Here is a 17015-nt window from a genome sequence, read left to right on the forward strand (position 1 = left end):
GTGACCTGCGCACGCACCCGGACGCCCCCGCCCGCGAACGCCCCGCGAACGCCCCGCACCGACCGGAACGACGTACGGTGGAACCGGAGGCCGTGTCATGCACGTCACCGGAACCCACTTCACCCGCTTCGCCGACCGCACCGAGGCGGGCCGTCGGCTGGCCGCCCGCCTGGGCCACCTGGCCGGCCCCGACACCGTGATCGTGGCGCTGCCGAGGGGCGGCGTGCCGGTGGCCGCCGAGGTCGCCGCAGTGCTCGGCGCGCCGCTGGACATCTGCGTGATCCGCAAGCTCGGCGTGCCCCATCAGCCGGAGCTCGGCATGGGGGCGATCGGCGAGGGCGGCGTCCGGGTGCTGAACGACCAGGTCATCCGGTTCTCCGCGGTCACCGACGAGCAACTGGCCGAGGTGGAGCGGCGCGAGCGCGCCGAGCTGGCGCGCCGGGCCCGCCGCTACCGGGGCGACCGGCCGCCCGCCGATCTGCGCGGACGCATGGTGATCGTGGTGGACGACGGCATCGCCACCGGGTCCACCGCCCGGGCGGCCTGCCGGATCGTCCGGGAGCGGGGCGCGGCCCGGGTGGTGCTGGCGGTGCCGGTCGCGCCCGCGGACTGGGCCGAGCGGCTCGACGAGGTCGCCGACGAGCTGGTCTGCGTCGGCACGCCGTCCCCGTTCTACGCGATCGGCGAGTTCTACGCCGACTTCACGCAGACCGGGGACGAGGAGGTGCTGCGGCTGCTGACCGAGGCCGGCGGCGACCAACCCTCGGCCTCCGCCGGGGTCGACCGCGAGCTGCTGCTGCCCGTCGCCGGGGTCCGCCTCGCGGGCCGGCTGACCGTCCCGGCCGGCGCGCGCGGGGTCGTCGTCTTCGCGCACGGCAGCGGCAGCGGCCGGCACAGCCCGCGCAACCGGCACGTCGCCGAGTACCTGAACCGCACCGGGCTGGCCACGCTGCTGTTCGACCTGCTCACCGAGGCCGAGGAGCCCGACCGGCGGAACGTGTTCGACGTGGCGCTGCTGGGCGGCCGGCTGACCGCCGTCGCCCGGCGGCTGGGCGCGGCACAGGACGGCCCGGACGCCGCCGTGCCCGAGACCCTGGGCCTGCCGCTCGGGCTGTTCGGCGCGAGCACCGGCGCCGCGGCCGCGCTGCACACCGCCGCCCAGCTGGGCCCGGCGGTACGCGCCGTGGTCTCCCGGGGCGGTCGCCCGGACCTCGCCGCGCCCGACACGCTGGCCCGGGTCCGCGCTCCGACGCTGCTCGTCGTCGGCTCCCTGGATCCCACCGTGCTCGACCTCAACCGGCGGGCCCGGAGTCGGCTGCGCTGCGAGACCGGGCTCGCCGTGGTGCCGCACGCGAGCCACCTGTTCGAGGAACCGGGGACGCTGGACCGGGTCGCCGAGCTGGCCTCGGACTGGTTCCTCCGCCACCTCCCCCGTCCCGTCGGCCCCGGAAGTACGTGACCGTCCCATTGCGCAGACTTCGGGCATCGTCCCCGGTCAGCAGCACATTTTGCGCAGCCGACAGCGGGATTTTCTGATCAGCTTGTACACATTGAGCAGTCAAAATCCGACCTGTTGCCCAACCATCCCGACAGGAGCAAGCTCTCCGCAACCACACCGCCCACCCGTACGCGGTGCGGTCGCGATCCAGCGGAAGCCTCGACGGCGAGGCCCGAAGTGGAGGAACGAGCGATGACCCCGCAGACCCACGCCCTTGAGCTGACCCCCGAGGAGCGCGAGGCCGGTCTTGACGCCGACCAGCTGCGCCGCCTCGTCGGCCTCGTCGAGCACGACGCCGCCGCCGACCCGTTCCCCGTGACGGCCCAGGACGCGGTCGTCTTCGTGGTCGGCAACGCCACCCAGACGGCCCATTTCTACCAGGTCGTCTTCGGCATGGAGCTGGTCGCCTACTCCGGCCCGGAGACCGGCCGTCGGGACCGCAAGGCGTACGTGCTCCGCTCCGGTTCCTGCCGCTTCGTGATCAAGGGCGGTGTCCAGCCGGGCAGCCCGCTGCTGGACCACCACCGCCGCCACGGCGACGGCGTCGTCGACCTCGCCCTGGAGGTCCCGGACGTGGACAAGTGCATCGAGCACGCCCGCGCGTCCGGCGCCACCGTGCTGGAGGAGCCGAACGACGTCTCGGACGAGAACGGCACCGTGCGCCGCGCGGCCATCGCCACCTACGGCGAGACCCGCCACACCCTGATCGACCGGTCCCGCTACCACGGCCCGTACCTGCCGGGCTACGTCGTCGCGGCGAGCAGGGTGACCCACCCCGAGGGTTCGCCCAAGCGCCTCTTCCAGGCCCTCGACCACGCCGTCGGCAACGTCGAGCTCGGCCGGATGGACGAGTGGGTGTCGTTCTACAACCGCGTCATGGGCTTCGTGAACATGGCCGAGTTCGTCGGCGACGACATCGCCACCGAGTACTCCGCGCTGATGTCCAAGGTCGTCGCCAGCGGCAACCACCGGGTGAAGTTCCCGCTCAACGAGCCGGCCGTCGCCAAGAAGAAGTCCCAGATCGACGAGTACCTGGAGTTCTACACCGGCCCCGGCTGCCAGCACATGGCGCTCGCCACCAACGACATCCTCACCACCGTCGACGTGCTGCGCTCGCGCGGCGTGGAGTTCCTCAACACTCCCGACGCGTACTACGACGACCCGGAGCTGCGCGAGCGGATCGGCAAGGTGCGCGTGCCGATCGAGGAGCTGAAGAAGCGCGGCATCCTGGTCGACCGCGACGAGGACGGCTACCTGCTGCAGATCTTCACCAAGCCGGTCGGCGACCGCCCCACCGTCTTCTACGAGTTCATCGAGCGGCACGGTTCGCTCGGCTTCGGCAAGGGCAACTTCAAGGCGCTCTTCGAGTCCATCGAGCGCGAGCAGGACCGACGCGGCAACCTGTGAGCGTCCGACGGCTCCGGCGAGCCGGTTCCCGACGGGCCGGCCTCCGACGGGCCGGCTTCCGGCCGGCTCCGACGAGCGGGCCTTCGGCGGGCTCCGACGAGCTCTGACGAACACGGATCTCTGCCAGACGGTCGAGGAGGACCACGGAGATGGCGTACTACCGGCAGCTGGGCAGCATCCCGCCCAAGCGGCACACCCAGCACCGCACTCCCGAAGGCGGGCTGTACTACGAGGAGTTGATGGGCGAGGAGGGGTTCTCCTCGGATTCCTCGCTGCTCTACCACCGGGGCATCCCCTCGGCGGTGGTCAACGCGGTGCCCTGGGAGCTGCCGGACCAGTCCACGGTGCCCAACCACCCGCTCCTCCCCCGGCACCTCAAGCTGCACGAGCTGTTCGCGGACCAGGACTGGAAGTCCGCGGACGTCGTCGGCAGCCGGCGGCTGGTCCTCGGCAACGGCGACGTGCGGATCTCGTACGTCGCCGCCGGGGCCCCGAGCGAGCTCTACCGCAACGGGCTCGGCGACGAGTGCGTGTACGTGGAGTCCGGCTCCGGCACGGTCGAGACGGTGTTCGGCTCGATCGAGGTCGGCCAGGGCGACTACGTGATCATCCCGCGCGCCACCACCCACCGCTGGGTGCCGGCCGGGGACGAGCCGCTGCGCGCGTACTGCATCGAGGCGAACAGCCACATCACCCCGGTCAAGCGCTACCTGTCGAAGTACGGGCAGCTACTGGAGCACGCGCCGTACTGCGAGCGGGACTTCCGCGGACCGGTCGGCCCGCTGGTCGTCGACGCCCCCGGGGACGTCGACGTGCTGGTCAAGCACCGTGGCCCGAACGGGGTCGCGGGCACCCGCTACACCGTGCCGCACCACCCCTTCGACGTGGTCGGCTGGGACGGCTGCCTGTACCCGTACGCCTTCAACATCAAGGACTTCGAGCCGATCACCGGCCGGATCCACCAGCCGCCGCCGGCCCACCAGGTCTTCGAGGGCAACGGCTTCGTGATCTGCAACTTCGTTCCGCGCAAGGTGGACTACCACCCGCTGGCGATCCCGGTGCCGTACTACCACGCCAACGTGGACAGCGACGAGGTCATGTTCTACTGCGGCGGCGACTACGCGGCCCGCAAGGGGTCCGGCATCGGCCAGGGCTCGATCTCGCTGCACCCGGGCGGGCACACCCACGGTCCGCAGCCCGGGGCGTACGAGCGCAGCATCGGCGCGGAGTTCTTCGACGAGCTGGCCGTCATGGTGGACACCTTCCGCCCCCTGGAGCTGGGCGAGGGCGGCCGGGCCAGTGAGGACGCGAACTACGCCTGGACCTGGGCCGGTCGGGGGCCCGGGCGATGAACACGCTGCCGCCGGGGGGCGTGATCCCCGAGCTGTTCCACGGGCTGTTCGACGACGCGGCGGTGTTCCCGCCGGGGAACCTGCCGGTCGTCGACGCGGTGCCCGCGCACCGGCTGCACCGCGCGGCCTGGTACGCCGAGGCGGTCGGCCCGCTCCTCTGCGGGGCGGGTCGGCTGGGCGAGTTGGCCGCGGCGGTCGCGAACTCCCCGGAGACCGCCGCAATCCAGGGGCGCGCAGCGGGGGCGGACGACTCGGTGGCGGCGGGCGGCCGGCCGCTCAAGGTCGGGCTGGTGCTGCCGGGGGGCAGCACCGAACTCGCCCCGGCGCTCGCCGCCGCCGCGCCGTTCGAGCTGGCCGGCGTCGAGCTGGCCACCCGGGACGCCGCCGAGGCGGTGGCCGCGCTGGACCGGCTGCTGCCACCGGACATCCCGGCCGCCGTCGAGCTGCCGCGCGAACTCCTGCGCGGGGACGGGCTGGACGCCGTCCTGGACGTGCTGGTGGACAGCCCGTACCGGGCGAAGTTCCGCACCGGCGGGCTGGCGGCCGAGGCGTTCCCGGACGAGGACGAGCTGGCCGCCTTCCTCACCGGCTGCGCGCGGCGCGGGCTGCCGTACAAGTGCACGGCCGGGCTGCACAACGCCGTCCGGCACACCGACCCGGAGACCGGGTTCGAGCACCACGGCTTCCTGAACGTGCTGCTGGCCGCGCAGGAGACCGACCGGACGGCGGCCGCGGCGGTGCTGGCGGAGCGTGACGGCGAGGTGCTGGCCAAGGCGGTGCGTTCACTGACGGACCGTCAGGTTACGGTGATCCGCAACTCGTTCACCGCGTTCGGCACCTGTAGCATCGCCGAGCCCCTGGGCGACCTGGCCGCGCTCGGCCTGCTGTCGTCGCCCAGTCCACTGCACCAGGAGGACCGTTGAGCACCACCCCCAGCAGCCCCAGCAGCTGGCTCGCCAGCGCCCAGGACTCGCCGTTCGGCGTGCACAACCTGCCGTACGGCGTCTTCACCGCCGCCGACCGGCCCGGGAGGCGCCGGATCGGCGTGCGCGTCGGGGACTTCGTGCTGGACGCCGGGGCGGCCGCCCGCGCGGCCGGCGCGCCGTCGGCGCTGCTGGACGCGGACTCGCTCAACCCGCTGATGGCGGCGGGGCGTCCGGCCTGGACCCGGGTACGGGCGGACCTCACCACCTGGCTCACCGACGAGTCCTTCCGCGAAGCGCTGTCGCCGTCGCTGCTGCCGGCCGGCGAGGTGGAGCTGCACCTGCCGTTCGAGGTCGCCGACTACGTCGACTTCTACGCCTCGGAGCACCACGCCACCAACCTGGGCCGGATCTTCCGCCCGGGCTCGGAGCCGCTCACCCCCAACTGGAAGCACCTGCCGATCGGTTACCACGGGCGGGCGGGCACGGTCGTGGTCTCCGGCACGCCGGTGGTGCGGCCGTCCGGGCAGCGCAAGGCGCCCGCCGACGCCGCGCCGACCTTCGGGCCGTCGCGCCGGCTCGACATCGAGGCCGAGGTCGGCTTCGTCGTCGGCGCGCCGTCGGAGCTGGGCCGCCCGGTCGTGCTGGACGACTTCCGCGAGCACGTGTTCGGCGTCTGCCTGCTCAACGACTGGTCGGCGCGCGACATCCAGGCCTGGGAGTACGTGCCGCTCGGCCCGTTCCTCGGCAAGTCCTTCGCGACCTCGATCTCGCCGTGGATCGTCCCGCTGGAGGCCCTGGAGCACGCCCGGGTCACGCCGCCGGAGCGCGACGTCGAGCCACTGGCGTACCTGGACGACCGGGGCGGCGAGCCGTGGGGCCTGGACCTGGCGATGGAGGTCCGGCTGAACGGGCACCCGGTCTCCCGGCCGCCGTTCGCCACCATGTACTGGACGGCGCAGCAGCAGCTGACCCACATGACCGTCAACGGCGCTTCGCTGCGCACCGGCGACCTGTTCGCCTCCGGCACGGTCAGCGGGCCGGAGCGGGACACCCGGGGCGCGCTGATCGAGCTGACCTGGAACGGCGAGGAGCCGCTGAAGCTCCCGGACGGGACGACCCGGACGTTCCTGGAGGACGGCGACGAGGTGACCATCACCGCCACCGCGCCCGGGCCGGACGGCACCGTGGTCGGGTTCGGCGAGGTCACCGGGCGGGTTCGGGGCTGAGGACCCGAACCGGAGGCCGGGGAGCCACGCCGAACCCGACCACGGACAACAGATCACCGATGACGGAGCACGGATGACGGATAACAGCTGACAGATTTCATCATCTGTCAGCTGTTATCCGTTTCCCGTTCGCCCACCCCCGTCTAGAGCCCGGCTCCGCCCGTGGCGTCGACGACCCGCCCGGTCACCCAACGAGCGTCGTCGGAGGCGAGGAAGGCGACGATGTCCGCGATGTCCTCCGGCTGCCCGACCCTGCCGAGCGCGGCCGCCGAGGCCGCGTACGCCTCCGCCTCCGGGTTGCCCCGCAGCCAGCCGGCGTTGACGTCGGTGTCCACGATGCCGGGCGCGACCGAGTTCACGGTGATCCCGCGCGGGCCGAGCTGCTTGGCGAGGTTGAGGGTGAAGGTGTCCAGCGCCCCCTTGGTCGCGCCGTAGGCGATGATCTCGGGCATCGCCAAGCGGGCGGCCCCACTGGAGACGTTGATGATCCGGCCGCCGTCCCGCAGCCGCTTCAGTCCGTGCTGCACCACGAAGAACGGCGCCCGGACGTTGACCGCGAACACCTCGTCGAAGCCCTCCTCGGTCAGCGCTTCGAGGTCCGAACTGCGCCCGATCCCGGCGTTGTTCACGATAATGTCGACGCCGCCGTCCGGAGCGTGCGCTCCGATCCCGGCGTCGAAGGCCGCCCAGAGCGCGGCCGCGTCGCCGTGCCGGCCGAGTTCGGCGCGCAGCGCGAACGCCCGCCCGCCGTCGGCCCGGATGCCCGCCACCACCTCCTCCGCCGCGGCCCCGTCCCGGGCGTAGCCGACGGCGACGGTGGCTCCGTCCCGCCCGAGCCGCCGGGCGATGGCCCGGCCGATCCCCCTGCTGCCGCCCGTGACCAGCGCCACCTTGCCCTGAAGCCCGTACGTGCCCGCACCCATGGCCGTGCCCCTCTCGCTGCGTCCGATGATTGTTGAGTCATCGCTCAAGAAAGACGCTAGCACACACTTCTTGAGCGACTGCTCTAAAATCTGGGGCATGAGCGAGGCACAGCAGACGACCGGGACACCCGCGAAGGCGGCGCCCGAAGGCGCGGCAACCGACGCCCCACCCCGCCCCCGGCGCGGCCGCCCACCGGCCTTCGACCGCGCCGAGGCCCTGGCCGCGGCCACCCGGCTGTTCTGGCAGCTCGGCTACGACGCCACCTCCGTCTCCGACCTCACCACCGCCATGGGCATCCGCCCCGGCAGCCTGTACGCGGCTTTCGGCGACAAGCGCTCACTGTTCGAGGAGGTGGTCCGCCAGTACGGCCGCTCCCCCGTCGGCGCGTTCGCGACCGTCGCGCTGACCGAGGAACCCACCGCGTACGGCGCCTTCGCCCGTATCCTGCGCGAGGCCGCCGCCATCTACCCCGACCCGTCCCATCCGGCCGGCTGCCTGGTGATCTCCGCCGCCACCAACGTCGCCCCGCAGGACGCCGGCGTCCAGGAACTGCTGCGCGAGCTGCGCAACGCGAACCTGCGGACCTTCGAGACCCGGCTGCACCAGGCCCGGCAGGACGGCGAACTGCCGCCCGACGCCGATCCGAAGGCGCTGGCGGGGTACCTCGGCACGGTCCTCCAGGGCATGTCCCAGCAGGCCCGGGACGGCGCCACCGCCGCCGACCTGGCCCGCACCGCCGAACTCGCCCTGCGCGCCTGGCCCTGAACCCCGGCCCCTGCCTCCCGGCCGCGCGCCCCGAACCTCCCTGCCCAACCTTGTTCGCCCTGCCCTGCCCCGCCCCGCCCCGGCCCGGCCCGGCCCGGCCCGGTGATCGGGACACCTCCCGACCCCCGGTACGGTGGACGCCAGGATTCCGACGGGAACGAACGGCGGACGACGGCAACGGCAACGGACGCCGACGGGCGGGACGCCGACGGCCCGCGACCGGGCCCGGCGGACACCGAACGGCGTCGACATCACCGAGGGACGGGAGCGGGCCCGATGAGCGCAGAGGTGACGGAGGTCCAGGCCTTCCTGGACGGCGGCGTCGGACGGCTCGTGCTGAACCGCCCGAGGGCGCTCAACTCGCTGACCCACGGCATGGTCACCGCCCTGCGCACCGCCCTGGACTGCTGGGCCGGGGACGACCGGATACGCGCCGTCGTCCTGACCGGCGCGGGCGAGCGCGGACTGTGCGCGGGCGGCGACATCCGCGCGATGCACGACGACGCCAAGGCGGGCGGAGCAGGCACCCGGGCGTTCTTCCGCGACGAGTACCGGCTGAACGCCCTGATCGCCCGCTACCCGAAGCCGTACGTCGCGGTAATGGACGGCATCACCATGGGCGGCGGCGTCGGCGTCTCCGCCCACGGCGCGGTGCGGATCGTGACCGAGCGGTCCACCGTCGCGATGCCCGAGACCCGGATCGGCATCGCCCCGGACGTCGGCGGCAGCCGGCTGCTCGCCCACGCGCCGGGCGAGTTGGGCACCCACCTCGGGCTCACCGCCGCCTCGATGGGCCCGGGCGACGCCCTGCTCTGCGGATTCGCGGACCACTTCGTGCCCTCGGCGCGCATCCCGGACCTGCTCGACGCCCTGAGCCGGGGCACCGCCGCGGCGAGCGGGAGCAGCAGCACCGAGGTCGCCACCCTCGTCGCCGCCCTCGTCGCCGCGCACACCGAGCCCGCACCGCCCGCCGCACTGGCCGACCGGCGCACCTGGATCGACGCCTGCTACGCGGCCGACACGGTCGAGGAGATCGTCGACCGGCTGCTGAACTCCGGTGTCCCGGAGGCGAAGGAGGCCGCCGTCGCCGTCCTGGCGAACTCCCCCACCGCCGTCAAGACCACCCTGGCCGCGCTGCGCCGCGCCCGCACACTCCGTTCGCTGGAGGCCGTGCTCGACCAGGAGTACCGGATCTCCTGCGCCGTACTGGAGGGCCACGACATGGTCGAGGGCATCCGTGCGCAGGTGGTCGACAAGGACCGCAACCCCCGCTGGAAGCCCGGCACACTCGCCGAGGTGACGGAGGCGGACGTCGCCCGCTTCTTCGCCCCGCGCGAGGGCGACGAGCTGGGCCTGGCCTGAACCCCGTCACGCCTCCATGTCCTCCCCCCTCCACCGGCACGTCTGGAGCCCGTCATGAACCACCCGGTCCCGCCGCCGACCCCGGCCGGGGACACTGACCCACTGTCCCGGGTGCCGCTGGGTGAGCAGGTGCGCGGGCTGCTGCTGGAGGGCCTGCTGAACGGCCGCTGGCAGCCCGGGGACCGGATCGTCGAGCGGCGCCTGGCCGCCGAGTTGAACGTCAGCCAGGCGCCGGTCCGCGAGGCGCTGCGCGCACTCCAGACGCTCGGGCTGCTCGACGCCGAGCCCAACCGGGGCGTGCGGGTGCGCGAGATCGGCCCGGCCGAGCTTCGCGAGGTCTACCAGGTGCGGGCCGCGCTGGAGCGGTTGGCCGCCGAGTCGGCGGTGGTCCGGCTGGCCGGGGACACCACCGCCCTGGAGCGGCACGCCGAGCGGATGGCGGCGGCCGCGGCGGCGGGCGACGCGCTCGGCCGGGCCCGGCACGGCGTGGCCTTCCACCGCGAGATCGTGGCCGCCTCGGGCAACGGGACTCTGCTGCGGACCTGGGAGGGCCTCGGGATCGAGGTGTGGACGGTGCTGTCGCTGCACGAGGTCCGGCCGGAGCTGCACGAGAACGCCGCCGACCACCGGCCGCTGATCGAGGCCTTCCGGCGGCAGGACCCGGCGGTCGGGCGGCTGCTGGCCGAGCACGTCCTGGAGTACGCCCGGCGCGAGGACGGCCGGCACGAGGACGGCCGGCACGAGGACGCCCGGCGCGAGGAAGGCCGGCGCTCCGACTGAGCCCGCCCTCGTCGGGGTGCCGGCTCATCGCGCTCACATAAAGTTCGCACAGAGATGATCGATCATCGCTCAAACTACCAACCAGTAGCGATTGACGCGCCACCTCCTCGCTCTCTACCGTCCAAGTAGTTCCATAGAGAGGAATGCTATTCCGCATCCCGGAATATGAACCTCTGAAGCGCACCGACGAAGGGGAACCACCCGTGTCCCAGCTCGACCAGCTTCCCGACCAAGACCCCGAGGAGATCGCGGAGTGGCGCGCGTCCCTCGACGCCGCCCGCGACGTCGGCGGCCCGAACCGCGCCGCCCACCTGCTGCGCCGCCTCGTCGAGCACGCCGAACTGCAGCGGCTCGACGTCCCTCCGCTGCTGGACACCCCGTACGTCAACACCATCCCCACCGCCGCCGAACCGGAGTTCCCCGGCGACGAGGAGATGGAGCGCCGGATCACCGCCTGGAACCGCTGGAACGCCGCCGCCATGGTGACCAGGGGCAACCACCGCGGCGGCCTGGGCGGGCACATGGCCACCTACGCCTCCGCTGCCTGGCTGTACGAGGTCGGCTTCCAGCACTTCTTCCGCGGCAAGGAGGCCGACGGCTCCGGCGACCAGCTGTACGTCCAGGGCCACGCCGCCCCCGGCGTCTACGCCCGCGCGTTCCTGGAGGGCCGGATCTCCGAGGCCCAGCTGGACCGCTTCCGCCAGGAGGCCGACGGCGACGGCCTGCCCTCCTACCCGCACCCGCGCAGGCTGCCCTGGTTCTGGGAGTTCCCGACCGTATCGATGGGCCTCGGGCCGCTCTCGGCGATCCACCAGGCCCGGTTCAACCGGTACTTGGGCGCACGCGGGATCAAGGACACCTCCGGCTCGCACGTGTGGGCCTTCCTCGGCGACGGCGAGATGGACGAACCCGAGTCAACCGCCGCGCTCGCGCTGGCCGCCCGGGAGAACCTGGACAACCTCACCTTCGTGGTCAACTGCAACCTGCAGCGCCTGGACGGGCCGGTGCGCGGCAACGGCAAGATCGTGCAGGAGCTGGAGCGCCGGTTCCGGGCGGCCGGCTGGAACGTGGTCAAGTCGCTGTGGGGCGAGGCCTGGGACGAGCTGCTGGCCCGCGACACCACGGGTGCGCTGGTCCGCCGGCTGGGCGAGGTGCCGGACGGGCAGTTCCAGACCTATGCCGCCTCGGACGCCGGTTACGTCCGCGAGCACCTCTTCCACGGCTCGCCCGAACTGCGGCTGCTCGCCGACACCCTGGACGACCGGCGGCTGATCGAGACCGTCGCCACCTCCCGGGGCGGCCACGAGCCGCGCAAGGTGTACGCGGCCTACCGCGCGGCACTGGAGCACCGGGGCGCACCCACGGTGGTGCTGGTGCAGACCGTCAAGGGCTGGACACTCGGCCCCGGCTTCGAGTCCCGCAATGCCAACCACCAGATGAAGAAGCTCTCCGGCGCGGAGTTCCGGGCCATGCGCGACCTGCTCGAACTCCCGATCCCGGACAGCGCGTTGGCCGGCGAACTGCCCCCGTACGCCCATCCCGGCCCGGACTCGCCGGAGGCCCGCTACCTGCGCGAGCGCCGCGCCGCACTGGGCGGACCGGTACCCGCCCGCCGGGTGCGCTTCGCCCCGCTGCCCACCCCGCCCGCGAAGCCCTTCGAAACGCTGTTCAAGGGCTCCGGCAGCCAGGAGATCGCCACCACCATGGCCTTCGTCCGGCTGGTCAAGGACCTGATGCGCGACAAGGCGACCGGCCACCGGTGGGTGCCGATCGTCCCGGACGAGGCGCGCACCTTCGGCATGGAGTCGCTCTTCCCGACCGCCGGGATCTACTCCCCGCTCGGGCAGACCTACGACCCGGTCGACCGCGACCAACTGCTCCACTACAAGGAGTCGGCGACCGGCCAGATCCTCAACGAGGGCATCACCGAGGCCGGTTCGATGGCCTCGCTGACCGCCGCCGCGACCGCGTACGCGACCCACGGCGAGCCGGTCGTCCCGTTCTACATCTTCTACTCGATGTTCGGCTGGCAGCGCACCGCCGACCAGATGTGGGCGCTGGCCGACCAGTTGGGCCGCGGCTTCCTGATCGGCGCCACCGCCGGACGCACCACCATGACCGGCGAAGGACTGCAACACGCAGACGGACACTCCCAGTTGATCGCCTCCACCAACCCGGCCGCGCTCTGCTACGACCCGGCGTTCGGCTACGAGGTGGCCGTGATCGTCCGCGAGGGCCTGCGCCGGATGTACGGCAGCAGCGCGCAACACCCCCATGGCGAGGACGTGTTCTACTACCTCACCGTCTACAACGAGCCGCTCCGGCAGCCTGCGCTCCCGGCCGGCGAGGAGGTCGCGGACGGCATCCTGCACGGCCTCTACCGCTACCGCACGGCAGACGCCGCCCTGTCCCCCGCCCTGCCCGCCGACCCGCCGCGGCTTCAGCTGCTCGCCTCCGGCACCGCCGTGCGCTGGGCGCTGGAGGCGCAGCGGCTGCTCGGCGAGGAGTGGGGCGTCGCGGCCGACGTCTGGTCCGCCCCCTCCTGGACGGAACTGCGCCGCGAGGCGCTGGACTGCGACGCGGCCAACCTGGCGCGGGCGGCGGCCGGCACCGACGGGGCGGCCCACGTCCCCTATGTGACCCGGGCGCTGGCCGGGGCACCCGGGCCGGTGCTGGCGGTCAGCGACTGGATGCGCGCGGTGCCGGACCAGATCAGCCCCTGGGTGGAACAGGACTGGACCTCGCTGGGCACCGACGGCTTCGGCCTCTCGGACAGCCGTACGGCGGCGCGGCGACACTTCGGGGTGGACGCCGAGTCGGTGACGGTCGCGGCGCTGGCCGCACTGGCCCGCCGGGGCGAGGTCGAGGCGGAGACAGTACGGCGGGCGGCGGAACGTTACGGCGTCCGCTTCTGACGGCTCGGTGTCCGCCCGCTCCACCGCCTGGTGACCGGCGTCTCGCATACCAAGACTGGCGCGAGGCGGGGCGCGTCGTAGATCGTTGGGTGGTCAGGGCGCGCCCACGGGCGCCGAGCAGCGGAAATGGGAGTCGACGGCGATGACCGAGACCTACGAGACGATCCTGGTCGAGCGCAAGGGCCGGGTGGGGCTGATCACGCTCAACCGGCCCAAGGCGCTCAACGCGCTGAACACCCGGCTCATGAACGAGGTGGTCGCCGCCGCGACCGCCTTCGACCGGGACCCGGAGATCGGCTGTCTGGTGATCACCGGCTCGGAGAAGGCCTTCGCGGCCGGCGCCGACATCAAGGAGATGCAGGGCAACCGGTTCCCGGACGTCTACCTGGACGACTGGCTGGGTCCGTGGGACCGGCTCGGCGCCGTGCGCAAGCCGGTGGTCGCGGCGGTGGCCGGGTTCGCACTGGGCGGCGGCTGCGAGCTGGCGATGCTGTGCGACATCCTGCTGGCGGCGGACACCGCGAAGTTCGGACAGCCGGAAATCAAGCTCGGGGTGATCCCCGGCATCGGCGGCTCGCAGCGGCTGACCCGGGCGGTCGGCAAGGCGAAGGCCATGGAGCTGTGCCTGACCGGGCGGATGATGGGCGCCGAGGAGGCCGAGCGGGCCGGACTGGTCTCCCGGATCGTCCCGGCGGACCAGCTGCTCGCCGAGGCGCTCGCCACCGCCGAGACGATCGCGGCGATGTCCACCCCGGCCGCGATCATGATGAAGGAGAGCGTCAACCGCGCCTTCGAGACGACGCTCGCCGAGGGCGTGCGCTTCGAGCGCCGGCTCTTCCACGCGGCCTTCGCCACGGCGGACCAGAAGGAGGGCATGGCGGCCTTCGCCGAGAAGCGCCCGCCGGAGTTCCAGAACCGCTGACAACGGAGGACGTCCGGCAGGCGACAACAGGCCGCGGACGACGAACAGCGGACAGGTTTCAGATGATGAAATCTGTCCGCTGAACTCTGTCCACTGAAAGCCGTCGGCTGTCATCCGTCCTCCGCGGGCCGCCGCCTGTTCGCCGAAGGCAGGCCGTTCGCGACCGGCCGCCGCGCTCAGTCCTCCTCCACCGCCACCGTGTTCAGCCGGGCGAGCCCACTGCGGGTGGCGGCGACCACGATCTCGTCGCCCGGGGCGAGCTGCCGGGTGCGGTCCGGGAAGTTCCACAGCAGCTGCCCGCCGTGGGCGAAGCGCACGGCGATCACCCGGACGCCGCCCGGGTCCTCCAGGTCGTGCCGGTTCAGCCCGATCAGCCCGCTGCCGTCCTCCACCTTCAACTCGGCGATCAGCAGCACGTGCCGGAGCACCGACAGCGTCCCGCGCACCTCGCGCCCCATCAGCGCCGCCGCGAAGGCCGGTGCGGCCAGGTAGGACACCGACCGGGAGGCCGCGTTGTCCAGCGTCTTGTAGAAGTGACTGGCGAAGTCGTCCTCGAACAGCCGCACCACCACCCGGACGTCGGGATTGCCGTGGCGCGCCTCCAGGGCAGCCTCCAGGTTGGTGGCGTCGTCCCCGCTGACGGCGACCAGCGCCCGGCTGTGCTTCAGCCGGGCCCGGCGCAACTGCTGCTCGAACGGACCGTCGCCCATCACCACCGGGATCCCCAGTGCCCGGACGGCGGCGATGCCGCGGGCCTGCGGGTCCCGCTCCATGCAGACCACCGGCACGCCCATGTCGTGCAGTTGGATCGCGACGCGGGTTCCGACGTTGCCGAGGCCGACGACGATCACGTGGTCCCGGGTGCCCGCCCCGGGGTTGCGCGGCTGCCCGCGCCGCCCGGAGCCCAGGACCTCCACCGCGATCGCGGTGGCCACCGGCGCGAAGGTGATCCCGCAGATGGTGATCACCACCTGTGCGACCCGCTGCCAGAACCCGCCGGTGCCCGTCCCGGAGGAGATGTCGGAGAGCTGGTCCGGCTGGGCCGCGCCGGCCAGGTCGAGCAGCGCGATGTAGACGGTCCAGCCGAAGTTCCGGTTGAGGTACCAGAGCACCCCGAAGGCCAGCAACACCGCCGCGAGGGCGGTGAGCAGCACCAGCCGCATCCGGGCGCTGGTGAAGAAGCGCATGGTGTCGAGCAGCCGCCAGCGCAGCCGTCGCTTCCAGTCGATCGGCTCCCGGGGTTCGATCCGCAGCACCTGGAGCGCAGCCCTGCCGCCCGGCTCCTCCTCCTGGTCGGGGTCGGCCGCGGGCTCCGGTTCACGCCGAACGCCTCCGGGTCGGATCGGCCCGTCGTCGCCGAACTCACTGGCGAGCCGGACGAATTCGGCCGAGTCGCCCTGCTGCTCGGGCAGCAGTCGGATCCTGCCGAGGTCCTGCCGGTCGATCTGGTCGGCGACCACGCAGATCCGGTCGGAGGTGATGTCGTCGTCGAACGCGATGTGCAGGTAACGCCCTTCGATCTCGACCGAGTTGGGACGTCCGAGCGCCGCGGAGGCGAAGGCCGGGGCGGCGTTGGCGGAACCGGAGAGCGCGGCACCGTTCTTGAGCAGCCGTTCGATGTTCTCGCCGAGCCGTTGGTTGAACATCCGGAACACGATGCGGATGTCCGGGTTGTGGTTCTGGGCGCTGAGCGCGGCGTGGATGTTCTCCTGGTCGCTCCCCTCGACCAGGGCGAGACCGCGCGCGGTGCCGATGGACACCGCGCGCAGCGCCTCCTCGGTGATGCCGGCGTACTCCACGACCGCCGCGACGCCGGACAGCTGCTCGATCTGCGGCGCGTGGTCGCGGGTCCGGTCGGCGACCAGGACGACGACCGGGACCTCGTAGTGCTCGACGAGTTCCAGGATCAGTCGATGGGCCAGCGCATTGCCCCCGCAGACGATGTAGTGCTGGCTGATCGGCTCGACCGGAGGGGTCCCCCACCCTTCAGAAGTCATACCGCCGGATGATATCGACGGGAAGTGTCCGGAGGGTGACGTTCCGGCGACCGCGGCGAATCCCCCGAACGGCCGTATCCGACGCGCGGTCCGACCGTGGCGCGGAGATGCTGGGGTTCGTTCCCTGCCCGTCAGCCGGCCGACCCGACCCCACCCGTTCTGCGTCACACGACCAGGCAGGACACCGGTCACCGGTCACCCGTCGCCCGGCGTCAGCCCGAGGAGTACGCCACTGTGGCCCCTCCGATCATCACCCCCGACGGCAGCCCGGTCCAGGGCCCGCTCGGACTGCTCGCCAAGGCCGCCTGGCAGGTCCTGCTGGTCGCCGGACTCGCCTCGCTCGCCCTCGGGATCGTGGTCTTCGCGTGGCCCGAGGAGACGCTCCTGGTGGTGGGCGTGCTGTTCGGCCTCTACCTGCTGGTGATCGGCATCGTGCAGCTGATCGCCGCGTTCGGCACCCACTCCACCGCGGCGCTGCGGGTGCTGGCCTTCATCAGCGGTGCGATCTGCGTCCTGCTGGGCCTGCTCTGCTTCCGCAGCGCGGCGCAGTCACTGCTGCTGCTCGCGATCTGGATCGGGATCGGCTGGCTGTTCCGCGGCATCACCCAGCTCGCCGCCGCGATCTCCGACCCGCTGATGCCCGCCCGCGGCTGGCAGGCCTTCGCGGGCGCGGCCAACACCCTGGCCGGCGTACTGCTGATGGTGTGGCCGGTCGGGTCGATCACCGCGCTGGCCGTGCTGGCAGGCTGCTGGCTGGTGATCCTGGGTCTGGTCGAGATCGTGACGGCGATCCAGGTCCGCGGCCGGGCCAAGCAGATCCCCTCGGGGGTCTGACCTCCGTCCGGTGCCGTGTGGGGGGGTGGCCGCGGGGGCCGGCCCCGCCGCGGGGCGGGGGGGGCGGGGCCGGGGGGGGGGGGGCGGGCCCGGGCCGGCGTGGGGGC

At 72.8% G+C, this 17015-nt stretch carries 13 protein-coding genes; 11 read left to right on the forward strand and 2 right to left on the reverse strand.

Going from position 1 to position 17015, the window contains the following annotated elements; all coding sequences use genetic code 11:
• Positions 1-97: 97 nt before the first annotated feature.
• The 5 genes from ACWGJO_RS00575 (at position 98) to fahA (ending at position 6409) form a co-directional block, all read left to right on the forward strand.
• Positions 98-1459, forward strand: a complete 1362-nt coding sequence (locus ACWGJO_RS00575; protein WP_452181458.1) for a phosphoribosyltransferase family protein — start codon at positions 98-100, stop codon at positions 1457-1459.
• A gap of 231 nt (positions 1460-1690) precedes the next feature.
• Positions 1691-2905 (forward strand): 4-hydroxyphenylpyruvate dioxygenase, encoded by a 1215-nt coding sequence (gene hppD / locus ACWGJO_RS00580; RefSeq protein ID WP_359900421.1) that lies wholly within the window; start codon positions 1691-1693, stop codon positions 2903-2905.
• A gap of 149 nt (positions 2906-3054) precedes the next feature.
• Positions 3055-4257: a homogentisate 1,2-dioxygenase gene (locus ACWGJO_RS00585; protein WP_359900419.1), complete on the forward strand. Its 1203-nt coding sequence runs from the start codon at positions 3055-3057 to the stop codon at positions 4255-4257.
• Positions 4254-5180 (forward strand): hypothetical protein, encoded by a 927-nt coding sequence (locus ACWGJO_RS00590; protein ID WP_452181459.1) that lies wholly within the window; start codon positions 4254-4256, stop codon positions 5178-5180. Before ACWGJO_RS00585 ends, ACWGJO_RS00590 begins: the two co-directional genes overlap by 4 nt.
• Positions 5177-6409 carry a fumarylacetoacetase gene (fahA, locus tag ACWGJO_RS00595; RefSeq protein WP_452181460.1) on the forward strand — a complete coding sequence of 411 codons (1233 nt, stop codon included), beginning with the start codon at positions 5177-5179 and terminating at the stop codon, positions 6407-6409. Before ACWGJO_RS00590 ends, fahA begins: the two co-directional genes overlap by 4 nt.
• 143 nt (positions 6410-6552) lie before the next feature.
• Here the strand turns inward: fahA and ACWGJO_RS00600 are convergent, their stop codons facing one another.
• Positions 6553-7332, reverse strand: coding sequence for an SDR family oxidoreductase (locus tag ACWGJO_RS00600; protein ID WP_452181461.1), 780 nt, complete (start codon positions 7330-7332; stop codon positions 6553-6555).
• A 97-nt stretch (positions 7333-7429) separates the two neighbouring features.
• On the opposite strand from ACWGJO_RS00600, the gene ACWGJO_RS00605 reads away from it, so the two are divergent.
• From ACWGJO_RS00605 to ACWGJO_RS00625, 5 genes are all read left to right on the forward strand, one after another.
• Entirely contained in the window at positions 7430-8098 is a 669-nt protein-coding gene (locus ACWGJO_RS00605) for a TetR/AcrR family transcriptional regulator (RefSeq protein WP_452181462.1), read from the forward strand.
• 276 nt (positions 8099-8374) lie between these two features.
• Positions 8375-9460 (forward strand): enoyl-CoA hydratase/isomerase family protein, encoded by a 1086-nt coding sequence (locus ACWGJO_RS00610; RefSeq protein WP_452181463.1) that lies wholly within the window; start codon positions 8375-8377, stop codon positions 9458-9460.
• A gap of 54 nt (positions 9461-9514) precedes the next feature.
• Positions 9515-10240, forward strand: coding sequence for a GntR family transcriptional regulator (locus ACWGJO_RS00615; protein ID WP_452181464.1), 726 nt, complete (start codon positions 9515-9517; stop codon positions 10238-10240).
• A 143-nt stretch (positions 10241-10383) separates the two neighbouring features.
• Positions 10384-13155 (forward strand): pyruvate dehydrogenase (acetyl-transferring), homodimeric type, encoded by a 2772-nt coding sequence (gene aceE, locus ACWGJO_RS00620; protein ID WP_452181465.1) that lies wholly within the window; start codon positions 10384-10386, stop codon positions 13153-13155.
• A gap of 142 nt (positions 13156-13297) precedes the next feature.
• Positions 13298-14077 carry an enoyl-CoA hydratase gene (locus ACWGJO_RS00625; RefSeq protein WP_452177698.1) on the forward strand — a complete coding sequence of 260 codons (780 nt, stop codon included), beginning with the start codon at positions 13298-13300 and terminating at the stop codon, positions 14075-14077.
• 176 nt (positions 14078-14253) lie between these two features.
• On the opposite strand, the gene ACWGJO_RS00630 is transcribed toward ACWGJO_RS00625, so the two are convergent.
• Positions 14254-16074 carry an NAD-binding protein gene (locus ACWGJO_RS00630; protein ID WP_452181466.1) on the reverse strand — a complete coding sequence of 607 codons (1821 nt, stop codon included), beginning with the start codon at positions 16072-16074 and terminating at the stop codon, positions 14254-14256.
• A 234-nt stretch (positions 16075-16308) separates the two neighbouring features.
• Between ACWGJO_RS00630 and ACWGJO_RS00635 the strand changes: the two genes are divergently transcribed.
• Entirely contained in the window at positions 16309-16908 is a 600-nt protein-coding gene (locus ACWGJO_RS00635; RefSeq protein ID WP_359900400.1) for an HdeD family acid-resistance protein, read from the forward strand.
• Positions 16909-17015 lie beyond the last annotated feature (107 nt).

The sequence above is a fragment of the Kitasatospora sp. NPDC054795 genome, from assembly GCF_053611565.1.

Excerpts from the sequence above, each read along its gene's own strand:
- ACWGJO_RS00610 (WP_452181463.1), top strand. The coding sequence starts at position 8,375 with ATGAGCGCAGAGGTGACGGAGGTCCAGGCCTTCCTGGACGGCGGCGTC.
- ACWGJO_RS00615 (WP_452181464.1), top strand. The coding sequence starts at position 9,515 with ATGAACCACCCGGTCCCGCCGCCGACCCCGGCCGGGGACACTGACCCA.
- hppD (WP_359900421.1), top strand. The coding sequence starts at position 1,691 with ATGACCCCGCAGACCCACGCCCTTGAGCTGACCCCCGAGGAGCGCGAG.
- ACWGJO_RS00625 (WP_452177698.1), top strand. The coding sequence starts at position 13,298 with ATGACCGAGACCTACGAGACGATCCTGGTCGAGCGCAAGGGCCGGGTG.
- ACWGJO_RS00585 (WP_359900419.1), top strand. The coding sequence starts at position 3,055 with ATGGCGTACTACCGGCAGCTGGGCAGCATCCCGCCCAAGCGGCACACC.
- ACWGJO_RS00600 (WP_452181461.1), bottom strand. The coding sequence starts at position 7,332 with ATGGGTGCGGGCACGTACGGGCTTCAGGGCAAGGTGGCGCTGGTCACG.
- ACWGJO_RS00590 (WP_452181459.1), top strand. The coding sequence starts at position 4,254 with ATGAACACGCTGCCGCCGGGGGGCGTGATCCCCGAGCTGTTCCACGGG.
- ACWGJO_RS00575 (WP_452181458.1), top strand. The coding sequence starts at position 98 with ATGCACGTCACCGGAACCCACTTCACCCGCTTCGCCGACCGCACCGAG.
- ACWGJO_RS00605 (WP_452181462.1), top strand. The coding sequence starts at position 7,430 with ATGAGCGAGGCACAGCAGACGACCGGGACACCCGCGAAGGCGGCGCCC.
- ACWGJO_RS00630 (WP_452181466.1), bottom strand. The coding sequence starts at position 16,074 with ATGACTTCTGAAGGGTGGGGGACCCCTCCGGTCGAGCCGATCAGCCAG.
- aceE (WP_452181465.1), top strand. The coding sequence starts at position 10,384 with ATGCTATTCCGCATCCCGGAATATGAACCTCTGAAGCGCACCGACGAA.